The following is a 26,702-nucleotide window of genomic DNA, read 5'->3' on the forward strand; positions in this document are numbered from 1 at the left end:
TCCAGCTGAGAAAAATAAAACATTCTGAAAGAGTAAAATCAACTGGAAGTTGGTGAAATAGTAAATTCTATTCTGTGTATACGAAAGTGGAATTTAACTTTTCAGTTCAGCGTCATCAAAAAACATAATCGAATTAGAATATTTTCTTCAAAAATTTTATCGGCTAACATACAATCGTGTGGTTGTAGATTAGCCGATCCTTTTATTGCACAAATCATTTCAATCCCATAACAGTAGAAGCTACTGCCTGCAAAGTTTTTGTATTCATCTTTACTTTTTCTTGATGCATTTTGCCATAATCTTTTCCATGTCTTCATAGTCACACATAAAAGATTTTTTGCTGGCTATTAACATTTCTTCTTTTGATGCTTTTTCAAAATAGATTAAATACCCATTTTTCAATGCTAGAGAACGAATAAATTCTCTTTGACTGTGTCCATTTCCTTCTCTAAACGGATGCAGCGCATTGATTTCAGAGAAATAATACGCTAACCGTTTAGTGAACATATACTCTTCCAGTCCTGCTAAATAATATTCTTCCTTAAGTTTCGAAAAAATTGCATCAGCCTGGCTCGAAATAAATCTGACATTACAAAACGTATTCCCTTTCGCAATGTCTACTGTTCTTATTTTTCCTGCCCAATCGTACACATCTTGAAAAATATAAGCATGAATAGCCTGCAAATGTTTGAGATCAAATTTTCATTCTATTGGTTTATCAATCAATTCCAATAATCTAAGCATTGTCAGCTTCCGTTCAAATATTTGAAGCTTATTAGGATCTCTTATATCAAGCTTATTGACTAGTACATCTGAATCAGGATAACAATATTTTGTATCCGACATATTATAGCTCGCTTAAAATTTTAGCTCGTGCTTCATCAATACTCATCTTACCGTTCTTAATCTCCTGCAGCATGCTAAAATCACTGTCACTCAACTTTAGACCTTCCATCTTTAAAGTTGCGGCTACTTCATTTACTTTTTCTTCATCCGTATATGATGACTTTGTCAGCTTAACTGAAAAAGGGATTCCTTCCTGTATGATCAACTGATTCAGTGCCATATTGATATACGTAGACATATTAAGACCAAGTTTTTCTAAAATGTTTGTTGCGTTTTCTTTTACACTCTCAGGTGTTCTCGCTTGAACAATTCCCATATTTTCCATAAAAGAACCTCTCTTTTGTGTATTTATCATATGACATTGTCAATACATCATCAATTATTGTCATTTTCAAAAAGACAAAAAAGCATTGCTGCAATAACAGTTTCATCCAAAGATACTTCGACACCACCATAAGACATCTTATTACTTTTATGATGCAAAATCTAAAATAAGAATGTAGATTATTTAACAGTTTAACATTAATTGCTTTCAAGTTAAATTTTGTTGTTTCACCAGAGACAACTAAATTTTTTGTATCAAAAAGATCACTTTACAGTGACCTTAGATTTCATCATTTTCAATTTTGATACTAGCTTCTTTTAATGTCGTACAAACTGCAGCTACCATTTCTCTAATCTCATCTGTTGGCTGAACTAGATCCGGAACCATGATTGTTCTAGCACCGGAAGAAACACCTGCATTCACACCATTGAAGGCATCTTCAAATACATAACAGTCTTCAATTGGAACACCAATACGTTCTGCAGCAAGCAAGAAAATATCTGGTGCAGGTTTACCATGTTCAACTTCCTGTCCACTCACAACCGCATCAAAATACTGTTCAACGTGTGCATTCTTTAGATTCGTTTCAATCATTTCTTTTCCGCTGGAAGAAGCAACTGCCATCTTCACACCATGCTTTTGAAACATATCTAAAATATCCAAAAGACCTTCTTTCATATCTAGATGTTTCTTCTCATCATCCGCAACACCTTGTCTAACACGCGCTCTAATATCAGAACCATCTTCTACATGATAATATTTCTGAATAATATCCAGCATGTGTTGTCCACTGGAGCCACAAATTTCCTTTTTAAATTCTTCTGGCAATTCAATTCCTAGTTTATCTGCTTCTTTTTTCCAGTTTGCCTGCCATACTTTTTCTGTATCAAACATCAAACCATCGTGATCGAAAATCGCACCTTTCAACATATCATCCTGTCTCCTTAATGTTTTAATCTTACCATAATTTTACTTTTCCTTGTCTTGTTTGCAAGATTAGTAAGTAATAGAATAATTATATGAATGTTAGAAAAGGAGCACACAATTATGCTTAGAGTAGGAATGCTTACAAGTGGTGGAGATTGTCAGGCATTAAATGCAACGATGCGCGGTGTCTATAAAGCTGTTACAAATAATGCGAAAGAACCTGTTGAATTCTATGGTTTTGAAGATGGTTACAAAGGGCTAATGTATGGAAAATTCAGGCTTCTCAACGATGATGATTTCTCTAATATTTTAACAGTTGGGGGTACGATTCTTGGAACGTCTAGAGTTCCATTCAAACAGATTCACGAACCAGATGCCAATGGTCTTGATAAAGTTGCCGCAATGAAAGAAACATATCATAAGCTGCAGTTAAACTGCTTAGTTATGCTTGGTGGAAATGGTTCTACAAAAACAGCGAATCTATTAAGTGAAGAAGGTTTAAATGTCATCACACTACCTAAGACAATTGATAATGATACATGGGGAACAGATATGACATTTGGTTTCCAGTCTGCAGTAGATATTGCAACGAGATGTATTGACGAAATTCATACAACAGCTAACTCTCATGGACGTGTATTTATTGTTGAAATCATGGGTCATAAAGTTGGATGGCTTCCACTCAATGCTGGTATTGCGGGAGGAGCAGATATTATTCTGTTGCCTGAAATTCCATATGATATCAATAAAGTCATTGAAGTCATTGAAGAAAGAGATAAACAAGGAAAACGTTTTACAATCATTGCGATGGCAGAAGGTGCAATTTCTAAAGAAGATGCTGCATTAAGCAAAAAAGAATACAAGAAAAAACTCATGAATTTTCCATTCCCTTCTCCTTCTTATGAACTCGCAGAACTCATCAAAACAAAAACAGGCAGAGAAGTAAGAGTCACAGTCCCAGGTCACGTACAGCGTGGTGGTGCTCCTGATCCATATGACCGTGTATTTGCATCCAGAGTAGGTGCAGTCGCTGGTATGTATGTATTAAAGAAGAAATATGGTGTCATGGTTGGATACAAGGATAGAGAAATGGTCGCAGTTCCTTTGAAAGAAGTTGCTGGAAAACTAAAAACAGTTGATCCGAACGCAAACATCATTAAAGAAGCAAAATCATTAGGTATCTCATTTGGAGATTAACTCAAAAAGGAGCACTGCTCCTTTTTATGTTATACATTTCTTTGAATGATTTCTGTTATCAATGGTACGATTTGTTTTTTTCTAGAAATCAGTTTTTCTATGAATGTGTGAGATGGAAAATCTTTTTTCAACCAGTTTGCTATTTTCCCTTCAAAATAGAAATAGGAACCATGATCCGCAACACTTGTAAATACAAGACAGACAAGATCACAGCTTTTATCCACAACATATTTCTTCAATTCATCTTCAATAGATTCATGAATGCTTTCCATCCATGCACAAGATGGGATCACAACCTGTGCAATAATAACCTGATATCCTTCCAGTTCAAATGATTTCATATCATCTTTCAGATATTCTGAAACAGATTTTGCTTCATGATTTGCATTCATAAACAGAATGGAATATGCAAGTTCATCAACATTCAAGCCAGATACTTTTTCTAAGTACTCCGCCATTCGAAAATCTTTTTCTGTTGTTGTAGGAGATTGAAAATTTAATGTATCTGAAATCATTGCACCTAATAATAAACCAGCGATGTTTTTGGGAATGTCCACTTGATTTTCGATATATAGACCTGTGATGATAGTTGCAGTACTGCCAACGATTTCATTACGAAACATAATTGGTTTTTTTGAATAGAAATCATAGATACGATGATGATCAACAACTTCTAGTACTTCTGCTTTTTCTATTGCAGGTACGGATTGAGAAAATTCGTTATGATCCACTAAAATCAAAGATTTATTCTGATATATCATCCATGGTCTTTTAAAATACAGGCAACAAGTTCTTTTGAAGCATTTACAACAGGATATGCACGATATCTTTTACGACTCATTCGTTTTGCAACATCTTCTAAGAATTCATCTTCTGAAAAGCACATTACATTTTGCTTCATGACATAAGAAATTTCAGGTGCAAAGAATAAATAACGAGAAGTATTCATCGCACCAATTCCACTCAAAATAATTGGACAATGATATTTTTTCGCAGTATCTATCACGCTATCTTCAATTGTATCTGCCCATACAACAATCAACATTCCCGCACCTTTTTCAATCAGTGCCTTTTGTGATTGTGCATCATCTCCAATAATAACAATACGATCACTCACTTCATAATTAGATATTTCATGCTTTGAAAAAGCAACAATACTGACTTTTCCATTCAGATGCATCTTTTCATCTTCATAAATAATCTTTCCATCAATTGTTTTAGAAAGATTTTCTAAATTCACTTTTTTCAACAAATCAATTCCAAAAGCAGTATCCCCTAATCCAACATCTGCCAGATCATTTCTTGTAATAATACCTGCGACATGATGATTTGCATCTACAACGCATACAAATGGCTGTTCATGTGCTTTCATTAATTGAAGTGTTTCAAAGATTGTCGCTGCTGGATTGACACAAATTGGATGCTTCAAGGAAAGATCACTCAGTTTTACACGTGCATCCTCAAGTAATACAGGTGCATCAAAACCAAAACGATTTAATAAATAATTTGTTTCACTATTACACTCTGATAGTCGACAGGCAATGGCATTGTAACCAAGCTTCCGTTTCAAATATGCATACGCAATAGAAGATACAATAGAATCTGTATCTGGGTGTCTGTGTCCACAAATATAAATCTTATCCATGAGCATTCTCCTAGTATTATTTCTTTTCTATACTATTGAATAATTTCTTTAAAACATCAAAATGATGTTCATTCATATAAGAAATTGCAAATGCAACTGTATTCCAGTTCATTCCAGATAACCATAGCATCTGTCTCAAACATGTTTCATCCAGCATCGAAGCATCCATACCTTCTACAAATCCACGATCTGCAGCTTTTTTTGCGATACCATAGATAACTTTTCCGAGCTTCTTCTGCTGCAATTCAGCAATGGTCGTATCTGGAGTAAAAGGGTATGTCTGATGTGCTTTGGGCAAAGCATGATTTAAGATTGTTTTATACGATGCATCATCTACATGTAAAATACCATCTTTGAGATAAAACATCTCCTTCAGCATTGTAGAATATGGCTGCATTGTTCCAGCAAGATAAACTTCCTGCTTCAATGATAAATGATCAATACATCTACCACACGAAATCACATACAAACCATCTTCTAATACATATTTCTTTTGCTTCACATCATAATATTCAAGATTCTTTAAAGGCGTATGCAGGATGATTTCTTTTTCTTCATCTGGCTGCAGTGATACTTTTATAAAATCAATGAGTTCATGATCACAGCGTACAATCTGGCTGGATGGAAGAGATGCATAGATCTGAATGATTTCTTTTCCTTCTACTTCACCTGTATTTTTTATTGTTACATGGATACATAAATGATCTTTTTCTTTTTCAATGAACATTGAACGATATTGAAAAGATGTATAGCTCAACCCATAGCCAAAAGGATATTGTGGTTTCACATGAAAGGAATCATAGTAGCGATATCCTGTAAAAATACATTCTCTATATTGGGTTTCATAAAGATCATTGTTAAACCACAGATACGATGGTACATCTTCTTCTCTTTTCGGCCACGTTTCAGCCAGTTTTCCACTTGGACATGTTTTCCCATATAAGATGGAAGCCGTAGCACTTCCACTTCTTGCTCCGGCAAGATATGTTAAAACAATTCCTTTAACATTCTTTTCAAATGGAAGCAGCACAACGGAACCACTCTGTAGTACCACAACAATCTCCTGATTGATAGAAACCAGCTTGTTTAATAAAGCAATCTGATTTTCAGGAAGACATAAATTCTTTCGGTCATACCCTTCTGATTCTTTTCCTTCCATCAAACCCATCACAAATATCACTTTATCATTTTCTTTTGCTTTTTCTAATGCAAGAGATTCTTTTCTCTCATCAATTTCATCCTTCTTGATAGAATATCCATCCACATAAGAAATATTGGAAGAACACTTCTTCAATGAAGAATACAGATTATCAATAATATCTGAATTAACAGAAGAACTGCCATTTCCTAAAGCTCTTGGATATTTTGCAAATCCACCAACAACTAAAATACGTTCTTCCTTTTTGAGTGGCAGAATCTGTTCTTCATTTTTTAATAATACAATCGATTCTTCAGCAGCTTTTTTGGCGAATGCAAGATGTTGATTGCGGTCAAATGGCTGTTTTGTGTAGTTGCCACATCGCAAAGCAAGCAGTCTTATATATTCACTAGAACGATGCAATGTTGATTCTTTCAATATTCCTTTTGCAATTGCATTCATGATCAAGTGATCTGCACCAATATTGCCGCCTGGCATTTCTAGATTCAAACCAGCTTTCAATGAAGCAACAGGATCATACACTGCACCCCAGTCAGAAACAAATACACCATCAAAACCCCATTGTCTTGCTTCCTCCATTAATGATTGATGTTCTGTACAATGGATACCATTCAATTTGTTATAGGCATTCATGATTGTATATGGATGAGAAGCCTCAATCGCAATCTTGAACTGTTTTAAATAGATTTCATGCAGTGTTCTTTCATCCACCACACTGTCACTGACCATTCTTCCATATTCTCTATTGTTTGATGCAAAATGCTTTAAAGAACATCCAATACCATGCTTCTGTACACCATTGATATATGCGCCTGCAAGTTCTCCAGAAAGCAGTGGATCTTCTGAAAAATACTCAAAATTTCTGCCTCCTGAAGGAGAACGTTTATGATTGACACCTGGCCCTAGAAGAATATCTGTACCTGTCGATATACATTCTTCTGCTAAGATTTCTCCATATTCTTCCAGTAATGAACGATCAAAACTACAGCCCATTAAAGCTGCAGTTGGATATGCAATCGCTGGTTTTGAAAGAGGAAAGCCTAACGTATCATTGACCTCAATGCGTAATCCATTTGGTCCATCATGCATTGTGATTTCTTTAAAATCAATATTTGGAATATGATTTGTATGCCATTTATCTTTTCCCTGAAATAAACGTGCTTCCTCTTGTATAGACAATGATTTCATACAATCTTTCTCATATTTTGAATCATCTTTAATATCAATGCATTGAATTTCTGATTATCTTCTTCTGAAATATCTGCAAAGATAATATCTTCCAGATCATTTAACGCTTCTCTAATCTGTTCATAGATTGGATGGGCAGTATCTGCAAGAGAAACATGCGCTCTTCCTTCTCTAGCTTCCATTGTCACAATCCCCTTCATATTGAGCTTTGTAATAATAATAGAAACATTTAATGAAGAAATGCCCGTATAGTCAGAAATGTCATCAATTGTATTATCATGACCTGCATTTACCAAAGCAGCTAAAACTTTTATATCATTCAGATTCATCTCATTTTGAATCGCAATTGTATTCAATTTCTGTTCAAACGCTTTATTTACATAATATGCAAATGCAAGCATAGAATCTTTTTCACTTGTATATTTTGCCTGGATTCTTTCCTGACCAAGTTTTTTCACACCTGGCAAAACACCAATTGCAGAACCATCTTTTGCACCATCAATCAAGAATGCCGCAATCAATAAACGATCTTTCCGGTACTGTTTCTCATCAAGGATATTCTTATAGAACTGGTTGTAGTATGCAAAAACAGTCGTTTTCATCTGATAAATCTTTGATATCGACATTGCCTGAGATACTAGAGAACCTTCTGTTTTCACATAATAATACACAGGTGCTTTTAAAGGAATGATCTTACGTGTATGCAGATAATATTCAAGATTAAAAATAAAATCTTCTGCGAATTTGCAGTTTTCCTGCATTCTTAAGTGAAATTTCTTTAAAATATCTGCACGATACAGCTTATTCCATAGAACACCATAATAAAAATCTGCAGGAGACATCATCATAAACTGTGCATATTCCTGTAAAGTTAAAGCTTTTGTTGTATCAATACTTCCCTGAATGGCAACATTTTCACCAACAACACGATAAAAATAGCCAATTGCAAGATCCGCTTCATTTTCTTCCATTGCACGCAGCAGAAGCTTTGTAGAATCCGTAGGAATCCAGTCATCAGCATCTAAAAACTGTACATATTCACCACTCACAACATCCAATGCTGTATTTCTAGCTTTTGATACACCACCATTCTCTTTATGAATGACCTTTAATCGACTGTCACTTTCAGCTAGACGATCCAGAATTTCACCAGATGCATCTTTTGAACCATCATCAACCGCAATACATTCAATATCCTGATATTCCTGATCCAGGATACTGCGAATACATCTTTCAATTGCTTTTTCTGCATTATATACAGGAACAATCACACTTACTTTTGTCATACTATGCCTCTAAGAATGTTACTCTTTTGTTTCTTCCTGCTCTGTTTCTTCTTTTTTAGAAGTTAGAAATGGAGAAACGCCTGCACCAATACCAATACCGAAAGAAACCATATACGATAAGCTTCTTGTAAAACAATACACAGCTGCTGCACCACCCGCAACAACGACAAGGAAAATCTTTCCATACAATGCTGCTGTCTTTACTTCACTGTTGTTATATTCAAAATAAAATGTTGTAAAAAGAAATCCCACAATAACACCAATTATCATCATCAAAACTAAAATCATATTTTTCACTCCTTATATGTCACCCATTCACTATTTCCCGCAATCCATTGCTTTTCACCAATGCGGTACCATGTATATCCATCTGCATCTTTCTTCTCAAATACTTCATATGTTTCGTTTTTTGTTGCGGTACCATTTGCTGGTTGAGAAGTACCTGCATCTGTTCGTATGTTTAAAGAATCAATATTGATTGTTACAGTACCAATCGTATCTTTGCTTTCTTGTGTATCACTTGTTTCTTTTCTAGCTACAGGTGCATCACTGACAGTTTCCTGAAAGATCGATACATCTAGTTTCTTTTTAGAAGCAGCATCTTTTAAATTCAAGATGCCTGCTTTTTGATCTTTGATGATAAATGCTTTACCTTCATACAGGTTCGAAGCATCATCAAACATAAAATCAGTCACTTCCTCCCCTTTTTCATTGATATAAGCCCATTTACCATCTGCATTCATCACAGGACAATATCCATCACTAAAATATCCAACGTCTTGATATTTCAATTCAGTAATCAGTTTTCCATGGTTTGCATCAAATAAGCCAATTTTATCAGAAGCATCCTTTTGATATACAGCTAAATATCCATTGACAAAGATACCACTTTCTCTATGGAGTACTTCATAGTCAACTTTACATAACACTTTTCCATGTCGATTCATAATGACTTTCTGTTCAATTACATTTGCACTGTTAACGGTATTTGCTAAAAACAGATCAGAATGAATCTTTCTGTTATACTTTTCAAATTTGTATCCATCTGTATCTTCACCATTCTTATTTTTAATATGTGATACAATGCCTAATTCTTTATTTTTAATTGCGATATCACCAAACTGTTGATTTCCATCATATGGATATGCAATAAAATCATTTTCATTCATTTCAGAAATAGAAGCAAAATCACCATGGAATACAACTGCTTTTTTCTTAGGAATACGCATTCCATACACTGTTGAAAAATAGTTATTTTCACTAGATGTTCTTGCATATCCAGCCATTATTCCATCTTCATGATATGTATTGGATACATTTTCATTCACTGTATAGATTAAATTTCCATCATAGTCATAAATACTTTGTACACCATCTTTTTCCAGAACAACTGCATTGTCTGTATAGCCTGTATGCATCGATGTATTTAAATATCCTGTCTGATTTGAAATCAATAATGCATTACTCCCATTCTGATGTAGTTCATCATAAGAAAACGGTGTAAGTTCTTTGATTCTAGAAGCATCTATATCTGGTAATACATGCCATGTATTTGCATTTGTTAACGATGTATTTTCTTTTGAAATTTCTTGCTTACTGCTACATCCACAAAGTAAACAAGCTACGACATTCAGTCCAATCAACACTGTTTTTTTCATACGTAAATTTTCTACCATTCTTCTTATCATTTCAAGGGGTGGACGCTCAGTCCATGAAAAACTAAATATTCATATCATACTTCTTATCAATATGTTATATTGTGAATAGAAAAATCTTCATTAAAGTTTTCTTAAAATTGCTTTTCAGTATTGCAGTACTACAATTGTATCCCTGTAAATGATTTTTAAGAGAAAGTTGAGAGAAAATACGAAAAAGAAAATTATTATTTCTACTTGTTTCGTACTCGCATTGTTCATTGGATTTCTACTAGGAAAATGTAACTCTTATGTCATGAATACCTCCTGCAAAGGAAGCTGCACTGAACAACAGTTGCAAAGTGAAGAAGGACCATTTCAATTGGAAATAATGGATGATACATATCAATATTTTGATCCAGGTACAAATGAAAATGGAGAAGGAAGCTATGAAGTATTAGGTGATGGTGTCATTCATTTTACATCAGGAGATTTTGAAGATAGAATCGCTGTAAGCAAAAAGAAGTTTCTGTATGATCCTTCATTAACTATATACAATTTATCTAAAAAAAACTAGAACTCGTTTAATTCAAGTGAAAAACAGCTCTAAAAGAAAAATGAGTCTTTTGTATTTTAAGTTTAATAATAGTTGCGTTTAAGCGGTGTAGCCAATGGCTATGCCGTTTATGCCTTCAAGGAAGGTTTTTTGCTGATGGCTCTTGGAAGTATTCTTTCATTTCATAACAGGTTCACGGATGATTCCAACGCCATTGTAGTGAATTGCTACTTTCTGATAACGCTTGCCACCTTTGTATTCGGGTGCGGATACATCGATTTTCTCAATAAATTCGTGTACCAGTTCGGACGTGAGAGCCTCAAGGCGCCTAACCTGCTTCGCTTTGTCAATAAACCGCTGTAAGCCTTCGGTTTTGATTTTTGCGTTTTCAGCAAGCTCTTTCTTTTGCATCTCGCCAAATTCCGCCAACTGCCTTTGTGCGAATAACTTTTCGTAACTCTGCACATACCATAATATCCTCTGCATACTCTCAAGTGCAAGCAGCTCCACTATTTTTTCCCGGATATAGTGTGCAGAGCACACATTAGAGTTTTTCGGTAAGCGGAGCAAAAGAAATAGACTTGTTCCCGCTTGTAGTTGTCTGTCACGCTGTAATACAGCTTTCACCGCAATTCACACAGTAGAGCATTCCAGAAAACATACTCACGATTCCACTTTTTGTCGGTCTGCGACGGTGTTATCTTAATTCCTGTACCAACTCAAAAGTTTCACGGTCAATGATTGCAGGGTGGGTGTTTTCAAATATCTGCCAATCCTCCTTGGTCTTTCCAAATGCTTTTGGAGCATGAAAGACTTGCTTGTGGTACGGAAGTTGATGGTATCGCCGCAATACTCTTGTTTATCAAGAATACCTGCAACTGTTGCCACACACCAATTATACGTGACGGTGGCCAGCTTACTGCATTTTCTTCCGATACTGTTCCAATATTCTGTAGGCGTAAGCACTTTTTCAGAACGGAGTCGTTTAGCTATCTGCGTCGGTCTTAAGACTGAAACACGCATCCCAAAGATTTGTCTTACCACCTTTGCGGCAGACTCTTCAACAATCCATTCGTCTTTGCTTTTGGGATTTTTCATATACCCAAAAGGCGGATTTGGTAGTAAGCGGTTTGCCCGACATCCCCTTGCTTTGCATTACCCTACGCACCTTATCGCTGCCTATTGCGATTTGCTCCCGAAACGCAAAACCTAACCCCGCTGTATGGTTTCGAGGCGATTCTGGGCGTTTTCTTTCGGGTAATAAATATCCACCGGCCCGGCCGGTGGTTTTTCAGTTTCGGGCATAGCCCTGCTCTCAAAGTTACGCCTTACAGCGCTAATGTGGTCTGCGGCGTACATTTATTTTTTATTTCCCGTAAACGGATCTTCTATCTCCAGTTCTAGCTGCTCGGCTATTTGATCCTCCTTCAGCTGATTCTGAATATATTCCTGTATCTTTTTCGTGTTTTTTCCTACTGTATCCACATAATAGCCTCGACACCAGAATTCTCGATTCCTGTATTTGAATCTTGCATTTGCCCATCTTTCATATATTATCTGACTGCTTTTTCCTTTCAGATAACCCATAAAAGATGAAACACTCATTTTAGGTGGTATTTCCAGCAGCATATGCACATGATCTATACATACTTCTGCTTCTATGATTGTTACACCTTTCCACTCACACAAATCTCGAAGTATTTTTCCTACTTCAATCCTTCTTGCGTCATAAAATGCTTTTCTTCTATACTTCGGTGCAAACACCACATGATACTTACAATTCCATTTCGTGTGTGATAGACTGTGTAAGTCATTAGTATATTTTGACATTATAAATCCTCCTTTTGTTTTCTCGTTTGTAGTTTGCAGACCACACACGAAATTATGCGCAAGAAGGATTTACTTTTCATTATCTCTTTACTAAAGCATTACCTGACTCCAAGACTATCTTGGGGTTTTTTAGCCAAAAAAGCGTCGTATTGCTACGACGCTTTTGTCTCGCTCGGAAGATGGAGCAAGGGAACACTATTCAATTATCTGTTGTACTTTTTCTTTCTGCTTACAACTGTTGTGCCAATGGCTGCGCCGCCACTGACAAGCAGCAGAACAAACCATAAGGCAAGGTTGCTATTGTCACCGGTTTTCGGAGAATCAGTTGGTTTCGCTGTTCCGTTTGTACCAGTTCCACCGTTGGCGTCATTAGAAACGTTGACCTGTGCTGGCGCATTCTTGCTCCACTGAGCATAAAGCACGGTATCTGTTTCAGTCAATGTAAAACTATCGCCTGGTTTGTAAGCAGTACCTTTTCCATCTGCCTGTGTATTCCAGCCGGTAAATGTGTAGTCGTTGCGGGTAAAACCATTTTCTGCAACGGTCACACTTTCTCCTGCCACACCAGTTGCTGAATCTATTGCTCCTTCACCGCCATTTGCATCATAAGTTAACTTACCTTGAAATTCCGTGAAATCATCGTGATATCCACAATACCTACACGTTTTTGTTACAGTACGGCTTACCCTGCCATCAGCATTCGTAGTCCATTCACTTGTCGTAATATCAAACGCATTATCCTTGTAGCCCTCTGCATACAGGCTGTCGTTTGATCCGGCAACGTCGTTATCATAGGTAACGCCATCTGCCGTGACGCCCTCGTTATGGTATGCCTTGGCATCGACCATTTGCCCATTCTGCCAAACGATGGTGTTACCGAATTTGACAACGGTTTTGCCTTTGTTATTTGTGATAGCTTTTCCACCGAAGCCGAAAAGTCGGGAGCAGGTATCCTTATCCACATCAACCCCTTTTACAACATTGTCGCCGGAAATATTGATGACATACTTATAATCTCCCATATTGCTGTCATTGATGTTCAGCACTGGTTTCAAAGACGAATCGGAATTATTGACTGTACAACCGTTGAAATTTACTGTGATATCCTTCTTTCCTGCACCATAATCCGTGTAAACATTGATAACCTTGCCAGAGGAATTAAACGTGCAGTTATCGAAAGTCATCACAGGAGAGCTGTATGTCCAGATGGCGTAATCTCCAGATGGGCAGTTGAATGTGGTGTTTCTGAATGTTGCAGACTGATAACCCCAGTAGAAGGTCTTCCCGTTGATCGTGCAGTTCTCAACAACCGTGTTATTCGCACGGATAAAGCCCAGATAATCTGCGCTTCCGGAACGGAGCGTCATGTTCTGGAACGTGATCGTTCCCGCGCTGTCAAAGCTGTAATCGCCGTTGTACTCCGTGCCGAAATTCGCCGGGTCGGGAACTTCCGCGCCGATATTCCAGCCTGTTTTATCAGTTCCCTTACCTACAAATGTCAGGTCTTTTCCCTTGGTGTGTCCCTCGCTGGAAACACCGTACAGTGTGTAGTTGCCTTCACTCAGTTGGATGGTAGCGTGATTTTGTGCAGCAGCCACAGCCGCAGCTACCGTCTTATAAGGTTTGTCGGCTGTACCGACTCCCACCTGCGTATCATTACCATTTATCGCATCCACGTAGATAGTTTCCTCCGCAAATACGCTCGGTGTGATTGAAGGCGCCAACGCCAACGCCAGCAAACACGAGAGAATCCATTTCATTTTCGTTTTTCTTTTCATTGTACTTCGGACACACGCTCCCAATTCTTCATAAGAGCCAAGTCCATTCCCTCCTTTTGAATTTTGATAAAGTGTACCTTTGCAAATTTTTATGAAGATTCATATTACAACGATATACTTTTTAATCTTCCTTAATATACACCAAAATTCAGGATTTACAAGGGAAAACACAATTATTCTAAGACAAAATTTCACTTCTTTTCTCCGTATTTGGAAAGAAGCATTCTGTATACTCCCTTGTGAGAAACTCTTCCGATAGAAAGCTTTTCTTCATTGACAGAAGCATCGGAATCCAATTTGCTTCTGCAGTTTCTGTTTTTAGGCTTGCCTTTATAGCCTTCATAGTATTTTTTGACTGTTCTGTAATCCATCTTGTATTTTCTGGCAAGATCTGCAAAATTCGGCTTGATTTCTAATTTATCTAGAACTGTTAAATCAGCCTTAAGCATATTTAAAATGTGATCATTCATTGTTATCACCTCCATGGCAGATGATAACAATTCAATCCTCTTCTGAAAATACAAAATAAGAATGTAGGTTTTCATACAATTTTATTTTGTATATTTCCTACATTCTTATTTTAGATTTTGCGCTTAAGAAGGTTCCCATAAGATCTTTGCCTCGTTGGGTATCTAGCAACGGCATATCTAACACCACTATATTGACTTTTGCATGTGGTCTGTTAAAGTCCTTGACAGATTGTTTGTCCAGAAAAATTACTTTTCCTGTTAATCTAACTTCTTTTAATGCGATTAGTTGTTGGTTCTCATTCTGTTTCCGACTACTGATTGGACATATCCATAAGTGTTCATATATCCAATTTCTTTCATCAAAATGATATAAGCATAAAAATAGCAGGAACAGCACTTTTGCCATTCTTGCTATTTTCGTTGCGATTGACTTTATTACATCAACGACGCGCTTTAACCACTTCGACTATACTCCCGACTTTATGACTTCTTGATTACTTTCCAAAAAAAGAAAAGTCGTCGTCGCTTGACAGCAGCCTTTCAGTAAATATTTGTTATGCGTAGATCAAATCATTTGAAATAATCACCATAGCAGTACTGCGAATATTGTTCATACTCTTCACCCACAACATTTGATTTTCCGCTTTGAGTGTTTCCGTTACTTTTTTTTCGGCAAGTTGTTTTACCAGCCGAGAAAACATTGCTTCTGCCTGCCGTTCAATGTCAGCAGGATAACTGTTCAGTTTGTCGCTAGTTAGCAGATTGATGTAACGCACCCTGTGGTGGTTTTTCAGATACCTACGATGTCGTTGTCCCCAGATGCCGATATGTACTTCGCCTTCCTCCGGCAGTTTCAGGCAGGGCAGATCATAGTCCCCTTGCATCTCATACCAAAATCCGTTCTTCTCGTTGTAGATGTACTTCTCCCTTAGAACTGTTTTCTTCTTTTTGAAAGCACTACGAATCATTGTATAATACTTGCGATATGAATGGTTATGAGTACGAACAATACTGTGCAGAGTGGCTAAAGAAACACGGATTTCATCATGTACGTGTAACAAAGGCAAGTAATGATCAAGGTATTGATATCTTAGCAAGCAAGAAGCAGAAACGTTATGGATTTCAGTGTAAATACTATGAATCTCCTGTTGGAAATGATGCTGTTCAGCAGGCTTTTAGCGGTGCAGCTTTCTATAATTGTGATTGTTGTGGTGTTATCACTAACCAGACATTCACAAAAAGTGCAATTGCTTTAGCAGAAGAAACAGATGTCATATTGATTGATTCTGTATGTGTAAAACAGACTTCTTTTCTTACAATTGTTTTTCTAGTGTGGATGATAACACTATGTGGTATTGGGTGCAGTTTGCTTGTTTATCAAAGTACAACACTACACTACACAGACGAAACGATCCTTGCTTCGGTATTTATGATTCTTTCCTCTTTGCTTGCGATGTTTTCAAATAAAAGTGATATCTGCTTATGTTGTGGATGTTTTCTTTCTTTTTGTTGTGTACTGCTATCCTTCTTTTATTCTTTTCAAAATCCAGTGTTTTTCAATGTTTTACACATCAACTTATTTTTATTTCAGTTCATTTTAGATATCAAAGTCATCCTTCTACTACGAAAGAAAAACAAGATCTATGAAGCTGCGCTCAAAGAAGAAATGGAAAGTTCCTTTCACGAAGATACAAACCAAAAAGGAAAAGAAATTGCTAAAACACTCGCAGAAGAAATCCAGCAGACAATCACGTTTGATTCCTACGAAATCAAGAATGGAAATATCACATATCTTTTTAAGACAACAAAAGATATTTCTGAGGACTTCGCATTACTCGAATACACATTTCGCCAATATGCAAACTATACAAACAGTCAGGAAACATATACATTTTCACAAAAAAGTCCAAAATCATTTTATTTAACTGTAGGAAAATCAAGAAATCCACAAAATTAAGATATATAATATTTCCCATATGTCAATTAAAAAATATTTTTCTCAAATCACTTCTATTATGATTACATGTATCCTGTTGATCTACGCATTCATGCATAAATCAATATTCTTACTCAATGTAGAATATCCATATGTGTGGATAGGTACAGAAATATTATTACTAGCTGGAATTCTTTTCTTTCCTTTCCTAAAGGAAAAGAAAAATAAATACACCACAGCAGCCATTTTCTTGCTCGCACCACTTCTCATGATCATTGCGGTAGAAATGTTAAATGGAAACATGTTATGGGACATTGATATGTTTGGAAACGTATGTATGAACTATTTCATCGCATTTCTATTGTATCTGTTGATCTATGCCGCAAGTGGAAGTACAAAATGTTCTATTATTTCAATTTCTATCCTGCTGGAAGTGTTTGGTATCGCAAATTACTATGTCAAACTCTATAAAGGGTCTCCACTATTGCCCTGGGATTTAAGTGCGATTACAACTGCCGCAAATGTATCGGATGCATTTTCATTCAATATCACGAAAGAAGTCATTGTTTCATTCACAATCGTTGTCTTTCTGATCAAGGCAACTTCTGTCTGTATCAAAAATACGAAAACAAAAACATATCGTATCGTAAGAAGCGTTTGTGCAATTATTTTCTCCCTTGTCTTCTCCATCTTCTATTTCACAGATATTGTCGCAGAAACATTCCAGGCAACGCCTGATTTCTTCAATCAGACAAGAGGATATGAAGCAAAAGGTGCCATTGCTGAATTTCTAGTCAATACAAAATACATTCATTTGTCTCAACCAGAAGATTATAATCCATCAACCTTAGAAAAAAGCATCAAGTCTTCTACTGAAGAGGATGCACCAACAATACTAGAAACTGCATTAAAAAATAAAAACAAAGAAGTTGATTCAACAGCTTCCACAGTTACAAATCCAAATATCATCACTATCATGAATGAAAGTTTCTCTGATTTAAGTGTCATTGGTGGTTTTGATACAACAGTTGACTATATGCCATTCATTAACAGTCTAAAAGACAGTGAAAACTGCATCAGTGGATATAGCTATGTATCAACAATTGGTACAGGTACAAGTAATACAGAATATGAATTTTTAACAGGTAATTCCATGGCATTCTTGCCAATTGGGTCAAATGCATATCAATTATATGTAAATAATCCATTACCTTCCCTTGTTTCTTCTTTGCAAAGTGAAGGATATACTGCTTCTGCTTTTCATCCATACTATAAGGAAAACTGGAATCGTATCAATGTATATCAGAATATGGGATTTTCTTCCTATACAGGATATGGAGATTATACAGATTTTGAAAAACTCAGATTATTTGTATCCGATGAAAGTGATTTCCAGCATGTAGAAGAATTATATGAGAACCGTGATACAACAAAACCATTCTTCTTGTTTAATGTAACGATGCAGAACCATAGTTCCTATGATCAGGATACAGGTTTGTGGTATCCACAGGTAAAGCTTGCCAACATGAAAGGTACATATCCTGAAACAGAACAATATCTTTCTTTGATCAAAGAAACAGATGATGCATTCAGTAATCTTGTATCTTACTTCAATCAAGTCAAAGAACCTACGATCATTCTTATGTATGGAGATCATCAGCCATATATTGAAGATACATTCTATGAAGAGGTTATGGGTAAAAAACTATCCGAATTGACAGACGAAGAACAACAGAAACGCTATATCACAAGGTTTGTGTTATGGGCAAACTATGATATTCCTGAAGGATGGATTGATGAAATTTCCGTCAATTATCTTTCTGTCCTTCTACAACAAGTCGCAAACAATCCATTGACAGAGTATCAGAAATATTTAAATACTTTATATACAAAAGTACCTGTTGTTACGATGATGGGATGTAGAGACTGGGATGGCAATTACTTTAAATATAATGATGATACTCAATACAGACAATTGTTAAATTACTACAGTCAGGCAAGCTATAATAACGTCATTGATGAAGTCAATCGCATTCATTCATTATTCTATCTGCCTGAAAAGAAAGAAAATGAATCTAGCTGACCCGCCAATATGGTGGGTTTTTCATATGAAAAAAGAGAGAAGTTTATCTTCCCTCTACGATTGATTTTGCCCAGTCTAAATCAATTTCTATTGACTGATCAGAAATGATTTTATTCTGATATTCTTTCTGGATGCTTTCATATTCTTCTTTTGTAAATGGAACTTTTTCACGAATTCCATTTTCTTCTACAACTAAAAATACATAATCATCACCATCTGTATTGAAATACAGATCCAGCATCTCTGGAAAGGATGCTTTTAATTCCTGCATCTTTAGAAAACGTGCAATTTCAATGATCTTATCATCCAGATTCAAATGTGAAAGCAATACTTTTTCCTGTAAAGAAAATACATCTTTCACAAGTCTGACATCACAGTTTTCCAGCCAGTTTGTTAATACTTCATCCAGCTTTGTATCTTTCTTTTTTGAAGTCAATGAAGCCTTCATGTCATTGTAGTCTTTTTCATTATCTCCATATGCCACTAACAGCTTCTTTGTACCATCATGGTACATACAGGAATATGAAAGTGGCTGCACCTGATGACAATGTGGACATACATGTGTAAAGTATTCAGAAGACAATAGTTTTCTAGTTGCCTGTGGATCTTTGATGGGATCCATTAATGTATGCAATTCAAATGGACTTTGTTTCCCACAGGAAGGACATCTCACATTGACTGTATAAATATTCATATCTTTCATAACTCAAACCTCGCTGTACCATTCTAACACAAATCTTATTTTTGTTTTGCTTTCTGGATTCGACGAATCACAATTCCGATAAAAGCAAATACACCAGTAATTCCAATAATGACAACTGCATATGGAAACGTGCTCGAATCTTTCGGAATTATTTCCTTTATTTCTTTGATGACAGGTGCTTTTGCTTCTGTTATTTTTGCGTAGCGGAATTGAATACATGGAATCTGTTCGGGATAAGACTCAGGTACTGTATATACAATATCCGTCTCATGAGAAACATATCCAGATGGACTGCTTACTTCATGTAAACGAAATGTCATTCCTGGGTACAATACATCGGAAGTAAATACATGCTGATTATCGTTGATGATTCCGATTTCATTTCCATCCTGATCTAGAACTGAATAGATTGCACCGCTCAGCTTTTCACCATTTTCATTCACATATGTAATTTCAAATGAAATAGGATGCATTTCCACACTTCTTTGTATCAAAGATTCTTCACTGCCTGCTACTATTTTCTGAACCATTTCATCAACATAAAATCCGTAAGGTGCCTGCAGCTGTTTTAAATAATATGTTCCTTCTCTTAAAAACCATTCTTTATTTGTATCTTTCTTTGTGTAGTTTCCATAGATATCTTTAGAAAGATATGTACAGTATGGATCTTCATATAAAGCAAACAAGCCATCTGAGAGTATTTTTAAATTTACATATGCTTCACATTCCAATACAAGATCCATTGCTTCTTTATATGATGGTATTGTAAAAAAGACAGGTTTCTTATCATATGTATATAAACCATCGATGTGTTTGATACGAATTGCATACGAATGATTTCTTTCTAGATATGGATAGATTGTTTCAACTTCCTGTGATAGAAATGTTGACAATACATTTCTAGAAGCATCTAACAATTCCAGTACAACATCATCTTTCCTGCCATGAGAATCTTTCACTTCAACATGAATTCCTGTATGTTCCATATTCATTGTAAAGAGTTGATTTCCTTGATCACAAACTATCTTTTTGCATTCATTCATCAAATAGTAATGGGTATCTACATCATTCAACAAAGCATAATATGTTCCATTCCGAATACTTGTCTGCTCAACATTTTCAACACAATTTCCATAAATATCTTTACAGATATTTTGACATGCTGCATCTGTATACAATGTATATTTCCCGTTTACTTTCTGTTTTCCATCTAACAGCTGCAAAGTTAAATTCGTATATGGTGTTTTTGCATATGTAAATTCATTCAAAGAACTGTTTCCACTAGAAGGAATCAATATTTGTTTATCCTGCAATGAGAGATATCCTTTCTCAGAAGTTATTTCACGCAACGTATAACAAATTCCATCATGCAAAGAAGAACTGACAAAAGAAGCACCTTCTAATGAAAAACGCATCACTTCCTGTTGATTCTCATTAAGAATTGCATATGTACCACTCGAAAGTACTTTAGACGTATCTTCATTGACGAGTGAGATAGATACTGTAAACGGCTGAAAATATGCAATGATCTGTTCTTTTTTTTCAAACTCACTCGTTTGATACTGGAATGATGTACATGGATAAAATCCATCTGGATGCATTTCATCTCTAAAATCATAAGATGTATTTCTAGATAGATATACTTTTGTATTCGAACATATTTCTTTCTGCAGCTGTTCACAATACACAGCACCATCAATATCTGCTTCCGTTTCCTTATTTCTTAAAATCACGTCAGCAATCACTCTTTTTTCATGTACAACTAGATTCATCGTTTCATTTTCTTTTACATTGATTTCTACAACACGATTCTGGCGATAATACTGCTCAGAAATATCAATCTGCTTTAAATAATATGTACCTTCTTTTAATTCCCACGAAAATACTTCATCTTGTCTGATGAAAGCTTCACATAGATTTTCACGTATATCTTTTACCTGATTTTCACATGTTGCTTCTTCATACAATGCATACGTAACTTCTTCTACTGCATTCTCTTCCTGATCTTTTGCCTGCACATGCAATATGCCATATGCTTCATGCTTACATACAATCATCATAGGTTCTTTCACAGGTTCACTTTGAATTTCAAAAGAGACAGGTTTCATATGTTGATAAGAAGCAGGCTGCTTCTCCTGTATCGTATATGTGTGTTGAATTTCAAAATCATATGCAATCTCACCGCTTTCTTCAGCATTCCACTCCAAAAGCACAGTATTCTTGTCATCTTTTAATACATATGTTGTATCTATAACATCAGATGTATACACTACATGAATCGGAAAGCATGGAAATGTATTCCTTTTCTCCACTGCATATACTGTTGGATCAAGATAATAACCCTGTACTGTTTTAATCTGCTTTGCATACACTTTTTCCTGCGGCAGTGAAAGATTGACGGACTTCTCTTCAAATGTAATGCATACATCACCATTTTCATCCTGCAATGGTTTTTCACATTCCGCATCTTCATACAAGCCATACTTCATTCCTTCTACAGCAGTATCAAATGCATACGTATATTCCTTTTTACTCAATGAAGGAAAAGTAAACAATGAGGTAAAAGAAAGTGACAATAACAGCCATTTCAACATGCCTCTTCACCCATTTCACTAGGATCCACTACATTCTGTGCAACGATACGATAAATTCTCTTATCCGTTCCATCTGCAGCTTTGTACTTCTGATACTGAACAGTTCCCACAAAAGAAATACGACTTTGATCCGCAAAATGCTCCTGAATAAATTCAGCAACGTCATCCCAGGCAATGACACTCAGAAAATCTACCGACTTTGATGGATCTTTACGATGCACTGCAACGGTAAAGCGGCTTAGCAGGCCATTGGTCTGTGTTTTGACATACTTTGGTTCATTAAAAATCGTTCCTGTAATTCTAACTTCATTTAAATCTTGCATAATATCCTCCTTGGCTTAGTGCCTCTACTATTAATATTCACAAGATTTTTCAAAGTTCCAAAAAAAAGTACACAAATATTATGTGTACTTTTCATAGAAATTATTGATTTGCCTGCTCTTTTGCATTGATATCTGTATCAATGTGATTAGAACCATCTGCGTGTTCAAATGCGGCTAGTTCTGGATGTTCTCTCTTTTCCTTTGTGTAGTTTTCATAGGAAGGACGCTTATGTGTTTGAGAAGCCCAGATTTCATCCGCAACTGGAGCCCACTTTTCAGCATAATCCTTCGCCTTTCCACAAAGATGTTCAACTTCTTCTGGAGACTCTTCGTTTGTCTGGTATGCGCCTGTCTTGTGAACCATTTCTACCAGCAGATCAGGATTTTCAAGCATTGGACATGGTCTCAAGTGATTACGGTTAAATGGCTGTCCTTCATGGTATGCCATAAATAATGGAGATTGCAGCATTTCCAGAATAGAGTGGTCTTTAATATTGCAGTTAGAGAAGTGAATAAATACGCATGGTTCTGCATCACCATTTGAATTGATATGGAAGTAGTTTCTACCACCCGCAATACAGCCGCCTACAAATTCACCATCATTCTGGAAATCCATTGGGAAGAATTCAATGTCACTGTCTTCTGTACGGATTTCACGAATACGGTTGATCATGTATTTTCTCTGCTCTACTGTTGGCATCAATTCAGGTACAGCATTGTTTCCAACTGGCATAAAGTGGAAGTAGAAGCCATAATGTGCACCCTTTTCACTTAACATATGGAAGAATTCATCAGAAGTAACTGCTTCCACATTTGCCTTTGTATAACAGATAGATGTACCAAATACAATTCCATACTTCTTTAATAAATCCATAGCATTCATAACAGCATTGTAATGACCTGCACCACGTCTCATATCATTTGTATCTGGTGTACCTTCAATGGAAAGCATGAATGAAAGGTTACCAAGTTTCTGGATTTTCTGACATAATTCTTCATCAATCAATGTGGAATTCGAATAAGCAACAAAGAAACAGTCATTATGTTTTTCACAAAGTTTCAAAACATCCTGTTTTCTTACCATTGGTTCACCACCAGTCAGCATGTATAGATGTGCACCTAATTCCTTGCCTTCTGTAACGATCTTATCCATCTGTTCATATGTCAAGGAAGATTTTCTTCCATATGTTCCAGACCAGCATCCAACACAGTGCATATTACATGCCATTGTTGGATCAAATAAGATCAACCAAGGAATATTACAGTTATACTTCTTTCTATTTTCACGAATCGTCTTTGTTCCTCTGAAGAAAGATTCATATCCAAGATTCAATAACATCATCTTTGCATAGTGTGGATCAGCATCATCAATAATATGATTGATCATACGCATCCATCTATGATTTGGATCAGATACATATTCTCTGACAGAAGCAATCTTATCCTTTGCTTCTGGATAGAACTTTTCAGCAAGGTCAACGATTTCAAGATAAATTTCTGTTCTTTCACTATAATCATTTGCATCATTTAATTTCTTTAATAAACGATCAGCCATAGCAGATACTGCTGCTCTTTCAGCGCTGTGTTTTGCATTTTCTAAAATACCCATATACTCTCTCCTCAACTAATATACCTGCATTTTATTTCTTATAAGAAAGAAAAAAAATATACAAAAATGAAAAAACGTCATTTTTTTACAAAACAACGTTTTTGTATACTTAGAGCACTCTAACACGAATCATGCCATCCAAATTTTTTAATTCTTCGACTGCCTTTTCATTCACTTCACTATTTACATCAAATACAGAATACGCAAATTCACCTCTTGATTTATTTGTCATATTTTCAATATTGATCCCATCTTTAGAGAAAACAGGCATGATATTTGTCAACATGCCAGGAATATTCTTATGAATCAGACAGATACGATTCATTCCGCTTCTTTCCAGCGTTACATTTGGAAGGTTCACAGAATTCTTGATATTGCCATTCTTCAAATAATCATCAATTTCTTCTGCGGCCATACGTGCACAATTGCTTTCTGCTTCATAAGTTGTACCACCTAAATGCGGTGTCAATACTGCATTTGGCGCCTTGCACATTTTTTCTGTTGGGAAATCCGCAACAAATCTTGCCACCTTGCCACTGTTCAATGCTTCAATCATCGCATCTTCATCAACAACTTCACCACGTGCATAGTTAATGATTCTTACACCATCTTTCATCATAGCAATCTGTTCTTTTCCAATCATGCCACGCGTTTCATCTGTTAAAGGCGTATGCAATGTCAAATAATCTACATGTTTGAATAAATCATTTAAAGAAGAAACACGGAATACACTTCTAGATACTTTCCACGCTGCATCTACAGATAGATATGGATCATACGCATAGACTTTCATACCTAGATCTAAAGCAACATTTGCGACTAAAGAACCAACATTGCCAGTACCAACGACACCTAATGTTTTTCCATAGAATTCCGGCCCAACAAACTGCTTCTTGATTTTTTCCATGTATGCTTCAATTGGTCCATGTTCTCCTTGGTAGCTATTGACCCAGTTGATTGCACCAATCAGGTTTCTGCTCGCTGCAGTAATACCAAATAAGAATTGTTCTTTCACCGCATTAGCATTTCCACCAGGTGTATTAAATACAACAATTCCTTTGCTGGCACATTCTTCTAATGGAATTGTATTCACGCCAATACCAGCTCTGCCAATACATTTGATGTTATCTGTCCAAGGATAATCATGCAGATCAGACGCTCTTACAAACAACGCATCTGGATCAGCAACTGTATCAGACATTTCATACTCATTTTCATTTAAAACTTCTTTTGCGCTTGGGGAAATATTATTTAATGTTTTTACTTTGTACATGTTAAATTCTCCTTTTCAAACTGTATCATAAATTCTCTCAGTTTCTGCACACCTTCCACTGGCATTGCATTATAGATACTTGCACGCATGCCATTTGTTAAACGATGTCCTTTTAGATTTTCAAGACCAGCATCTTTTGCTTCTAATACAAACTTTTTGTCTAATTCCTCATTTCCTGTTGTAAACGTAACATTCATATCAGAACGTGATTGTTTATCCGCATGAGCAATATACAGCTTAGAATGATCTAATACATCATAAAGATATTGTGCTTTTTGATGCTTGATCTGTTCCATTGCTTCTACGCCACCTTGTTTTTCCATCCAGTCCATTGTCAAGCCAAGCATATAAATACACCAGCAAGGAGGTGTATTATACATAGAATCTTTCTGGATCATTGTCTGATAATCCAGCATCAATGGCGTACAGTCTAATGGCTTCATGACGAGATCCTTTTGAATGATAACAACCGTTACACCAGCAGGAGCCATGTTTTTCTGTGCGCCTGCATAAATCAGACCATACTTTGAAATATCCACAACACGGCTTGTGATATCTGAAGACATGTCACTGACAAGAACAACACCATTTGTTTCAGGAATATAATTCCATTCTGTACCATAAATTGTATTATTCGCACAGTAATGGAAATAGGATGCATCAGAATGCAGACATAATTCATCTTGAGAAGGAATATGCGAGAATTGAAGACTGCTTCCATCATATGCACATCTAGCTTCCCCATATTTTTTTGCTTCTTTATACGCAATTGTAGAGAAATTACCAGTCAAGGCATAATCTGCTTTTCCCGTATTTCCAATCAGATTTAAAGGAACCATGGAGAATTGTGTAGATGCACCACCTTGCAGAAATAACACTTCATGTGTATCTGGAACATGCATCAATTTCTTGAATTGTGATTTCGTGTGATCAAAGATCTGTTGAAACATTTTAGATCGATGACTCATTTCCATAACAGACATTCCTGAATGTTCATAGTTCAGAATTTCTTTCCCAGCTCTTTCTAATACTTCATCAGGAAGCATGCTTGGACCTGCAGAGAAATTAAAGATTCGATCATTTTTCATAATATCCCCTCCGTTTTGAACTATTTTAATGAAATATTATGCTTTCGTCCATTGATTTTCATAGTTATCTGAAAGAAACACTATCTTTTTTTCATTAAAAATGTAACTGTTTTCTATAGAATTGATGAATGTGTATAAAAAAACATAATTAACCATCAGATTCACTATTGAGCAAAAATAGGAAAAGCAGCATTCAAAGCATTCGTAATCTGTCTGCGGGTCATTGGATGAGATTTAAAAATATATTTGGCT

25 protein-coding genes and 2 pseudogenes are annotated in these 26,702 nt (G+C 36.0%); 4 read left to right on the top strand and 23 right to left on the bottom strand.

Translation table 11 applies throughout. The features are described 5' to 3' along the window. Positions 1 to 270: 270 nt before the first annotated feature. From ACTND6_RS06010 to ACTND6_RS06020, 3 genes and pseudogenes are all read right to left on the bottom strand, one after another. Positions 271 to 687 (bottom strand): annotated as a pseudogene (locus ACTND6_RS06010) (Fic/DOC family protein); the annotation flags it as partial. Positions 688 to 847: 160 nt separating this feature from the next. Next, positions 848 to 1,171, bottom strand: a complete 324-nt coding sequence (locus ACTND6_RS06015; RefSeq protein WP_178176225.1) for a type II toxin-antitoxin system RelB/DinJ family antitoxin — start codon at positions 1,169 to 1,171, stop codon at positions 848 to 850. 279 nt (positions 1,172 to 1,450) lie between these two features. Continuing rightward, the gene (locus ACTND6_RS06020) at positions 1,451 to 2,101 is read right to left on the bottom strand and encodes an HAD-IA family hydrolase (protein WP_320078941.1); all 651 of its coding nucleotides are present in this window, start codon (positions 2,099 to 2,101) and stop codon (positions 1,451 to 1,453) included. Positions 2,102 to 2,218: 117 nt separating this feature from the next. Between ACTND6_RS06020 and ACTND6_RS06025 the strand changes: the two genes are divergently transcribed. Then, positions 2,219 to 3,295 carry a 6-phosphofructokinase gene (locus ACTND6_RS06025; protein ID WP_441022825.1) on the top strand — a complete coding sequence of 359 codons (1,077 nt, stop codon included), beginning with the start codon at positions 2,219 to 2,221 and terminating at the stop codon, positions 3,293 to 3,295. Between the two features lie 29 nt (positions 3,296 to 3,324). Here the strand turns inward: ACTND6_RS06025 and ACTND6_RS06030 are convergent, their stop codons facing one another. The 6 genes from ACTND6_RS06030 to ACTND6_RS06055 are packed head-to-tail and all read right to left on the bottom strand — an operon-like array spanning position 3,325 to position 10,231. Next, a complete protein-coding gene (locus tag ACTND6_RS06030) occupies positions 3,325 to 4,122 on the bottom strand; it encodes a DHHA2 domain-containing protein (RefSeq protein ID WP_441022863.1) in 798 nt (265 codons plus the stop codon). Further along, positions 4,053 to 4,940: a CBS domain-containing protein gene (locus ACTND6_RS06035; protein ID WP_441022827.1), complete on the bottom strand. Its 888-nt coding sequence runs from the start codon at positions 4,938 to 4,940 to the stop codon at positions 4,053 to 4,055. The genes ACTND6_RS06030 and ACTND6_RS06035 overlap by 70 nt, the downstream gene beginning before the upstream one ends. Positions 4,941 to 4,956: 16 nt before the next feature. Next, positions 4,957 to 7,287, bottom strand: coding sequence for a glycoside hydrolase family 3 C-terminal domain-containing protein (locus ACTND6_RS06040; RefSeq protein ID WP_441022829.1), 2,331 nt, complete (start codon positions 7,285 to 7,287; stop codon positions 4,957 to 4,959). After that, positions 7,284 to 8,573: a glycosyltransferase gene (locus ACTND6_RS06045; RefSeq protein ID WP_441022831.1), complete on the bottom strand. Its 1,290-nt coding sequence runs from the start codon at positions 8,571 to 8,573 to the stop codon at positions 7,284 to 7,286. The genes ACTND6_RS06040 and ACTND6_RS06045 overlap by 4 nt, the downstream gene beginning before the upstream one ends. An 18-nt stretch (positions 8,574 to 8,591) precedes the next feature. Then, complete coding sequence (locus ACTND6_RS06050) at positions 8,592 to 8,861, bottom strand: hypothetical protein (RefSeq protein ID WP_441022833.1); 270 nt, start codon at positions 8,859 to 8,861, stop codon at positions 8,592 to 8,594. A gap of 5 nt (positions 8,862 to 8,866) precedes the next feature. Further along, a complete protein-coding gene (locus ACTND6_RS06055) occupies positions 8,867 to 10,231 on the bottom strand; it encodes a WG repeat-containing protein (RefSeq protein WP_441022835.1) in 1,365 nt (454 codons plus the stop codon). Positions 10,232 to 10,409: 178 nt separating this feature from the next. On the opposite strand from ACTND6_RS06055, the gene ACTND6_RS06060 reads away from it, so the two are divergent. Beyond that, positions 10,410 to 10,784, top strand: a complete 375-nt coding sequence (locus ACTND6_RS06060) for a hypothetical protein (RefSeq protein ID WP_441022837.1) — start codon at positions 10,410 to 10,412, stop codon at positions 10,782 to 10,784. Between the two features lie 156 nt (positions 10,785 to 10,940). Here the strand turns inward: ACTND6_RS06060 and ACTND6_RS06065 are convergent, their stop codons facing one another. From ACTND6_RS06065 to ACTND6_RS06100, 8 genes and pseudogenes are all read right to left on the bottom strand, one after another. Next, positions 10,941 to 11,390: a DUF4368 domain-containing protein gene (locus ACTND6_RS06065; RefSeq protein ID WP_441022839.1), complete on the bottom strand. Its 450-nt coding sequence runs from the start codon at positions 11,388 to 11,390 to the stop codon at positions 10,941 to 10,943. 70 nt (positions 11,391 to 11,460) lie between these two features. Continuing rightward, positions 11,461 to 11,613 (bottom strand): recombinase family protein, encoded by a 153-nt coding sequence (locus tag ACTND6_RS06070; protein ID WP_441022841.1) that lies wholly within the window; start codon positions 11,611 to 11,613, stop codon positions 11,461 to 11,463. After that, positions 11,568 to 11,861, bottom strand: a pseudogene (locus tag ACTND6_RS06075) (recombinase family protein); the annotation flags it as partial. The gene ACTND6_RS06070 and the pseudogene ACTND6_RS06075, both read right to left, overlap by 46 nt. Before the next feature lie 261 nt (positions 11,862 to 12,122). Further along, entirely contained in the window at positions 12,123 to 12,593 is a 471-nt protein-coding gene (gene tnpA, locus ACTND6_RS06080) for an IS200/IS605 family transposase (protein WP_441022843.1), read from the bottom strand. A 203-nt stretch (positions 12,594 to 12,796) separates the two neighbouring features. After that, positions 12,797 to 14,353 (bottom strand): InlB B-repeat-containing protein, encoded by a 1,557-nt coding sequence (locus ACTND6_RS06085; RefSeq protein WP_441022844.1) that lies wholly within the window; start codon positions 14,351 to 14,353, stop codon positions 12,797 to 12,799. Between the two features lie 209 nt (positions 14,354 to 14,562). Then, complete coding sequence (locus ACTND6_RS06090) at positions 14,563 to 14,841, bottom strand: hypothetical protein (protein WP_441022846.1); 279 nt, start codon at positions 14,839 to 14,841, stop codon at positions 14,563 to 14,565. 97 nt (positions 14,842 to 14,938) lie between these two features. Then, positions 14,939 to 15,247: a hypothetical protein gene (locus ACTND6_RS06095; protein ID WP_441022848.1), complete on the bottom strand. Its 309-nt coding sequence runs from the start codon at positions 15,245 to 15,247 to the stop codon at positions 14,939 to 14,941. 148 nt (positions 15,248 to 15,395) lie between these two features. After that, on the bottom strand, positions 15,396 to 15,809 hold the full coding sequence (locus tag ACTND6_RS06100) for a TnpV protein (protein ID WP_441022850.1): 414 nt from the start codon (positions 15,807 to 15,809) through the stop codon (positions 15,396 to 15,398). A 17-nt stretch (positions 15,810 to 15,826) separates the two neighbouring features. Between ACTND6_RS06100 and ACTND6_RS06105 the strand changes: the two genes are divergently transcribed. Then, positions 15,827 to 16,798 (top strand): restriction endonuclease, encoded by a 972-nt coding sequence (locus tag ACTND6_RS06105; protein WP_441022852.1) that lies wholly within the window; start codon positions 15,827 to 15,829, stop codon positions 16,796 to 16,798. A gap of 19 nt (positions 16,799 to 16,817) precedes the next feature. After that, entirely contained in the window at positions 16,818 to 18,860 is a 2,043-nt protein-coding gene (locus ACTND6_RS06110) for an LTA synthase family protein (RefSeq protein WP_441022854.1), read from the top strand. Between the two features lie 43 nt (positions 18,861 to 18,903). Here the strand turns inward: ACTND6_RS06110 and ACTND6_RS06115 are convergent, their stop codons facing one another. From ACTND6_RS06115 to serC, 6 genes are all read right to left on the bottom strand, one after another. Then, positions 18,904 to 19,563, bottom strand: coding sequence for a CpXC domain-containing protein (locus ACTND6_RS06115; protein ID WP_178177048.1), 660 nt, complete (start codon positions 19,561 to 19,563; stop codon positions 18,904 to 18,906). Between the two features lie 35 nt (positions 19,564 to 19,598). Then, the gene (locus tag ACTND6_RS06120; protein ID WP_441022856.1) at positions 19,599 to 22,157 is read right to left on the bottom strand and encodes an MSCRAMM family protein; all 2,559 of its coding nucleotides are present in this window, start codon (positions 22,155 to 22,157) and stop codon (positions 19,599 to 19,601) included. Then, positions 22,151 to 22,480, bottom strand: a complete 330-nt coding sequence (locus ACTND6_RS06125) for a single-stranded DNA-binding protein (RefSeq protein ID WP_178177046.1) — start codon at positions 22,478 to 22,480, stop codon at positions 22,151 to 22,153. Before ACTND6_RS06125 ends, ACTND6_RS06120 begins: the two co-directional genes overlap by 7 nt. A 100-nt stretch (positions 22,481 to 22,580) precedes the next feature. Continuing rightward, a complete protein-coding gene (locus ACTND6_RS06130; RefSeq protein WP_178177045.1) occupies positions 22,581 to 24,089 on the bottom strand; it encodes a radical SAM protein in 1,509 nt (502 codons plus the stop codon). A gap of 109 nt (positions 24,090 to 24,198) precedes the next feature. Beyond that, positions 24,199 to 25,362 (bottom strand): phosphoglycerate dehydrogenase, encoded by a 1,164-nt coding sequence (locus ACTND6_RS06135; protein WP_441022859.1) that lies wholly within the window; start codon positions 25,360 to 25,362, stop codon positions 24,199 to 24,201. Beyond that, the gene (gene serC, locus ACTND6_RS06140) at positions 25,350 to 26,450 is read right to left on the bottom strand and encodes a 3-phosphoserine/phosphohydroxythreonine transaminase (protein ID WP_441022861.1); all 1,101 of its coding nucleotides are present in this window, start codon (positions 26,448 to 26,450) and stop codon (positions 25,350 to 25,352) included. Before serC ends, ACTND6_RS06135 begins: the two co-directional genes overlap by 13 nt. Between the last annotated feature and the right edge of the window lie 252 nt (positions 26,451 to 26,702).

Origin of the sequence: Bulleidia sp. HCP3S3_C9, from assembly GCF_052064035.1 — a bacterium.
Classification (GTDB): Bacteria; Bacillota_I; Bacilli_A; order Erysipelotrichales; family Erysipelotrichaceae; genus Bulleidia.

Excerpts from the sequence above, each read along its gene's own strand:
- ACTND6_RS06015 (WP_178176225.1), bottom strand. The coding sequence starts at position 1,171 with ATGGAAAATATGGGAATTGTTCAAGCGAGAACACCTGAGAGTGTAAAA.
- ACTND6_RS06020 (WP_320078941.1), bottom strand. The coding sequence starts at position 2,101 with ATGTTGAAAGGTGCGATTTTCGATCACGATGGTTTGATGTTTGATACA.
- ACTND6_RS06025 (WP_441022825.1), top strand. The coding sequence starts at position 2,219 with ATGCTTAGAGTAGGAATGCTTACAAGTGGTGGAGATTGTCAGGCATTA.
- ACTND6_RS06035 (WP_441022827.1), bottom strand. The coding sequence starts at position 4,940 with ATGGATAAGATTTATATTTGTGGACACAGACACCCAGATACAGATTCT.
- ACTND6_RS06040 (WP_441022829.1), bottom strand. The coding sequence starts at position 7,287 with ATGAAATCATTGTCTATACAAGAGGAAGCACGTTTATTTCAGGGAAAA.
- ACTND6_RS06045 (WP_441022831.1), bottom strand. The coding sequence starts at position 8,573 with ATGACAAAAGTAAGTGTGATTGTTCCTGTATATAATGCAGAAAAAGCA.
- ACTND6_RS06050 (WP_441022833.1), bottom strand. The coding sequence starts at position 8,861 with ATGATTTTAGTTTTGATGATGATAATTGGTGTTATTGTGGGATTTCTT.
- ACTND6_RS06055 (WP_441022835.1), bottom strand. The coding sequence starts at position 10,231 with ATGAAAAAAACAGTGTTGATTGGACTGAATGTCGTAGCTTGTTTACTT.
- ACTND6_RS06060 (WP_441022837.1), top strand. The coding sequence starts at position 10,410 with ATGATTTTTAAGAGAAAGTTGAGAGAAAATACGAAAAAGAAAATTATT.
- tnpA (WP_441022843.1), bottom strand. The coding sequence starts at position 12,593 with ATGTCAAAATATACTAATGACTTACACAGTCTATCACACACGAAATGG.
- ACTND6_RS06085 (WP_441022844.1), bottom strand. The coding sequence starts at position 14,353 with ATGAAATGGATTCTCTCGTGTTTGCTGGCGTTGGCGTTGGCGCCTTCA.
- ACTND6_RS06090 (WP_441022846.1), bottom strand. The coding sequence starts at position 14,841 with ATGAATGATCACATTTTAAATATGCTTAAGGCTGATTTAACAGTTCTA.
- ACTND6_RS06095 (WP_441022848.1), bottom strand. The coding sequence starts at position 15,247 with ATGGCAAAAGTGCTGTTCCTGCTATTTTTATGCTTATATCATTTTGAT.
- ACTND6_RS06100 (WP_441022850.1), bottom strand. The coding sequence starts at position 15,809 with ATGATTCGTAGTGCTTTCAAAAAGAAGAAAACAGTTCTAAGGGAGAAG.
- ACTND6_RS06105 (WP_441022852.1), top strand. The coding sequence starts at position 15,827 with ATGAATGGTTATGAGTACGAACAATACTGTGCAGAGTGGCTAAAGAAA.
- ACTND6_RS06110 (WP_441022854.1), top strand. The coding sequence starts at position 16,818 with ATGTCAATTAAAAAATATTTTTCTCAAATCACTTCTATTATGATTACA.
- ACTND6_RS06115 (WP_178177048.1), bottom strand. The coding sequence starts at position 19,563 with ATGAAAGATATGAATATTTATACAGTCAATGTGAGATGTCCTTCCTGT.
- ACTND6_RS06120 (WP_441022856.1), bottom strand. The coding sequence starts at position 22,157 with ATGTTGAAATGGCTGTTATTGTCACTTTCTTTTACCTCATTGTTTACT.
- ACTND6_RS06125 (WP_178177046.1), bottom strand. The coding sequence starts at position 22,480 with ATGCAAGATTTAAATGAAGTTAGAATTACAGGAACGATTTTTAATGAA.
- ACTND6_RS06130 (WP_178177045.1), bottom strand. The coding sequence starts at position 24,089 with ATGGGTATTTTAGAAAATGCAAAACACAGCGCTGAAAGAGCAGCAGTA.
- ACTND6_RS06135 (WP_441022859.1), bottom strand. The coding sequence starts at position 25,362 with ATGTACAAAGTAAAAACATTAAATAATATTTCCCCAAGCGCAAAAGAA.
- serC (WP_441022861.1), bottom strand. The coding sequence starts at position 26,450 with ATGAAAAATGATCGAATCTTTAATTTCTCTGCAGGTCCAAGCATGCTT.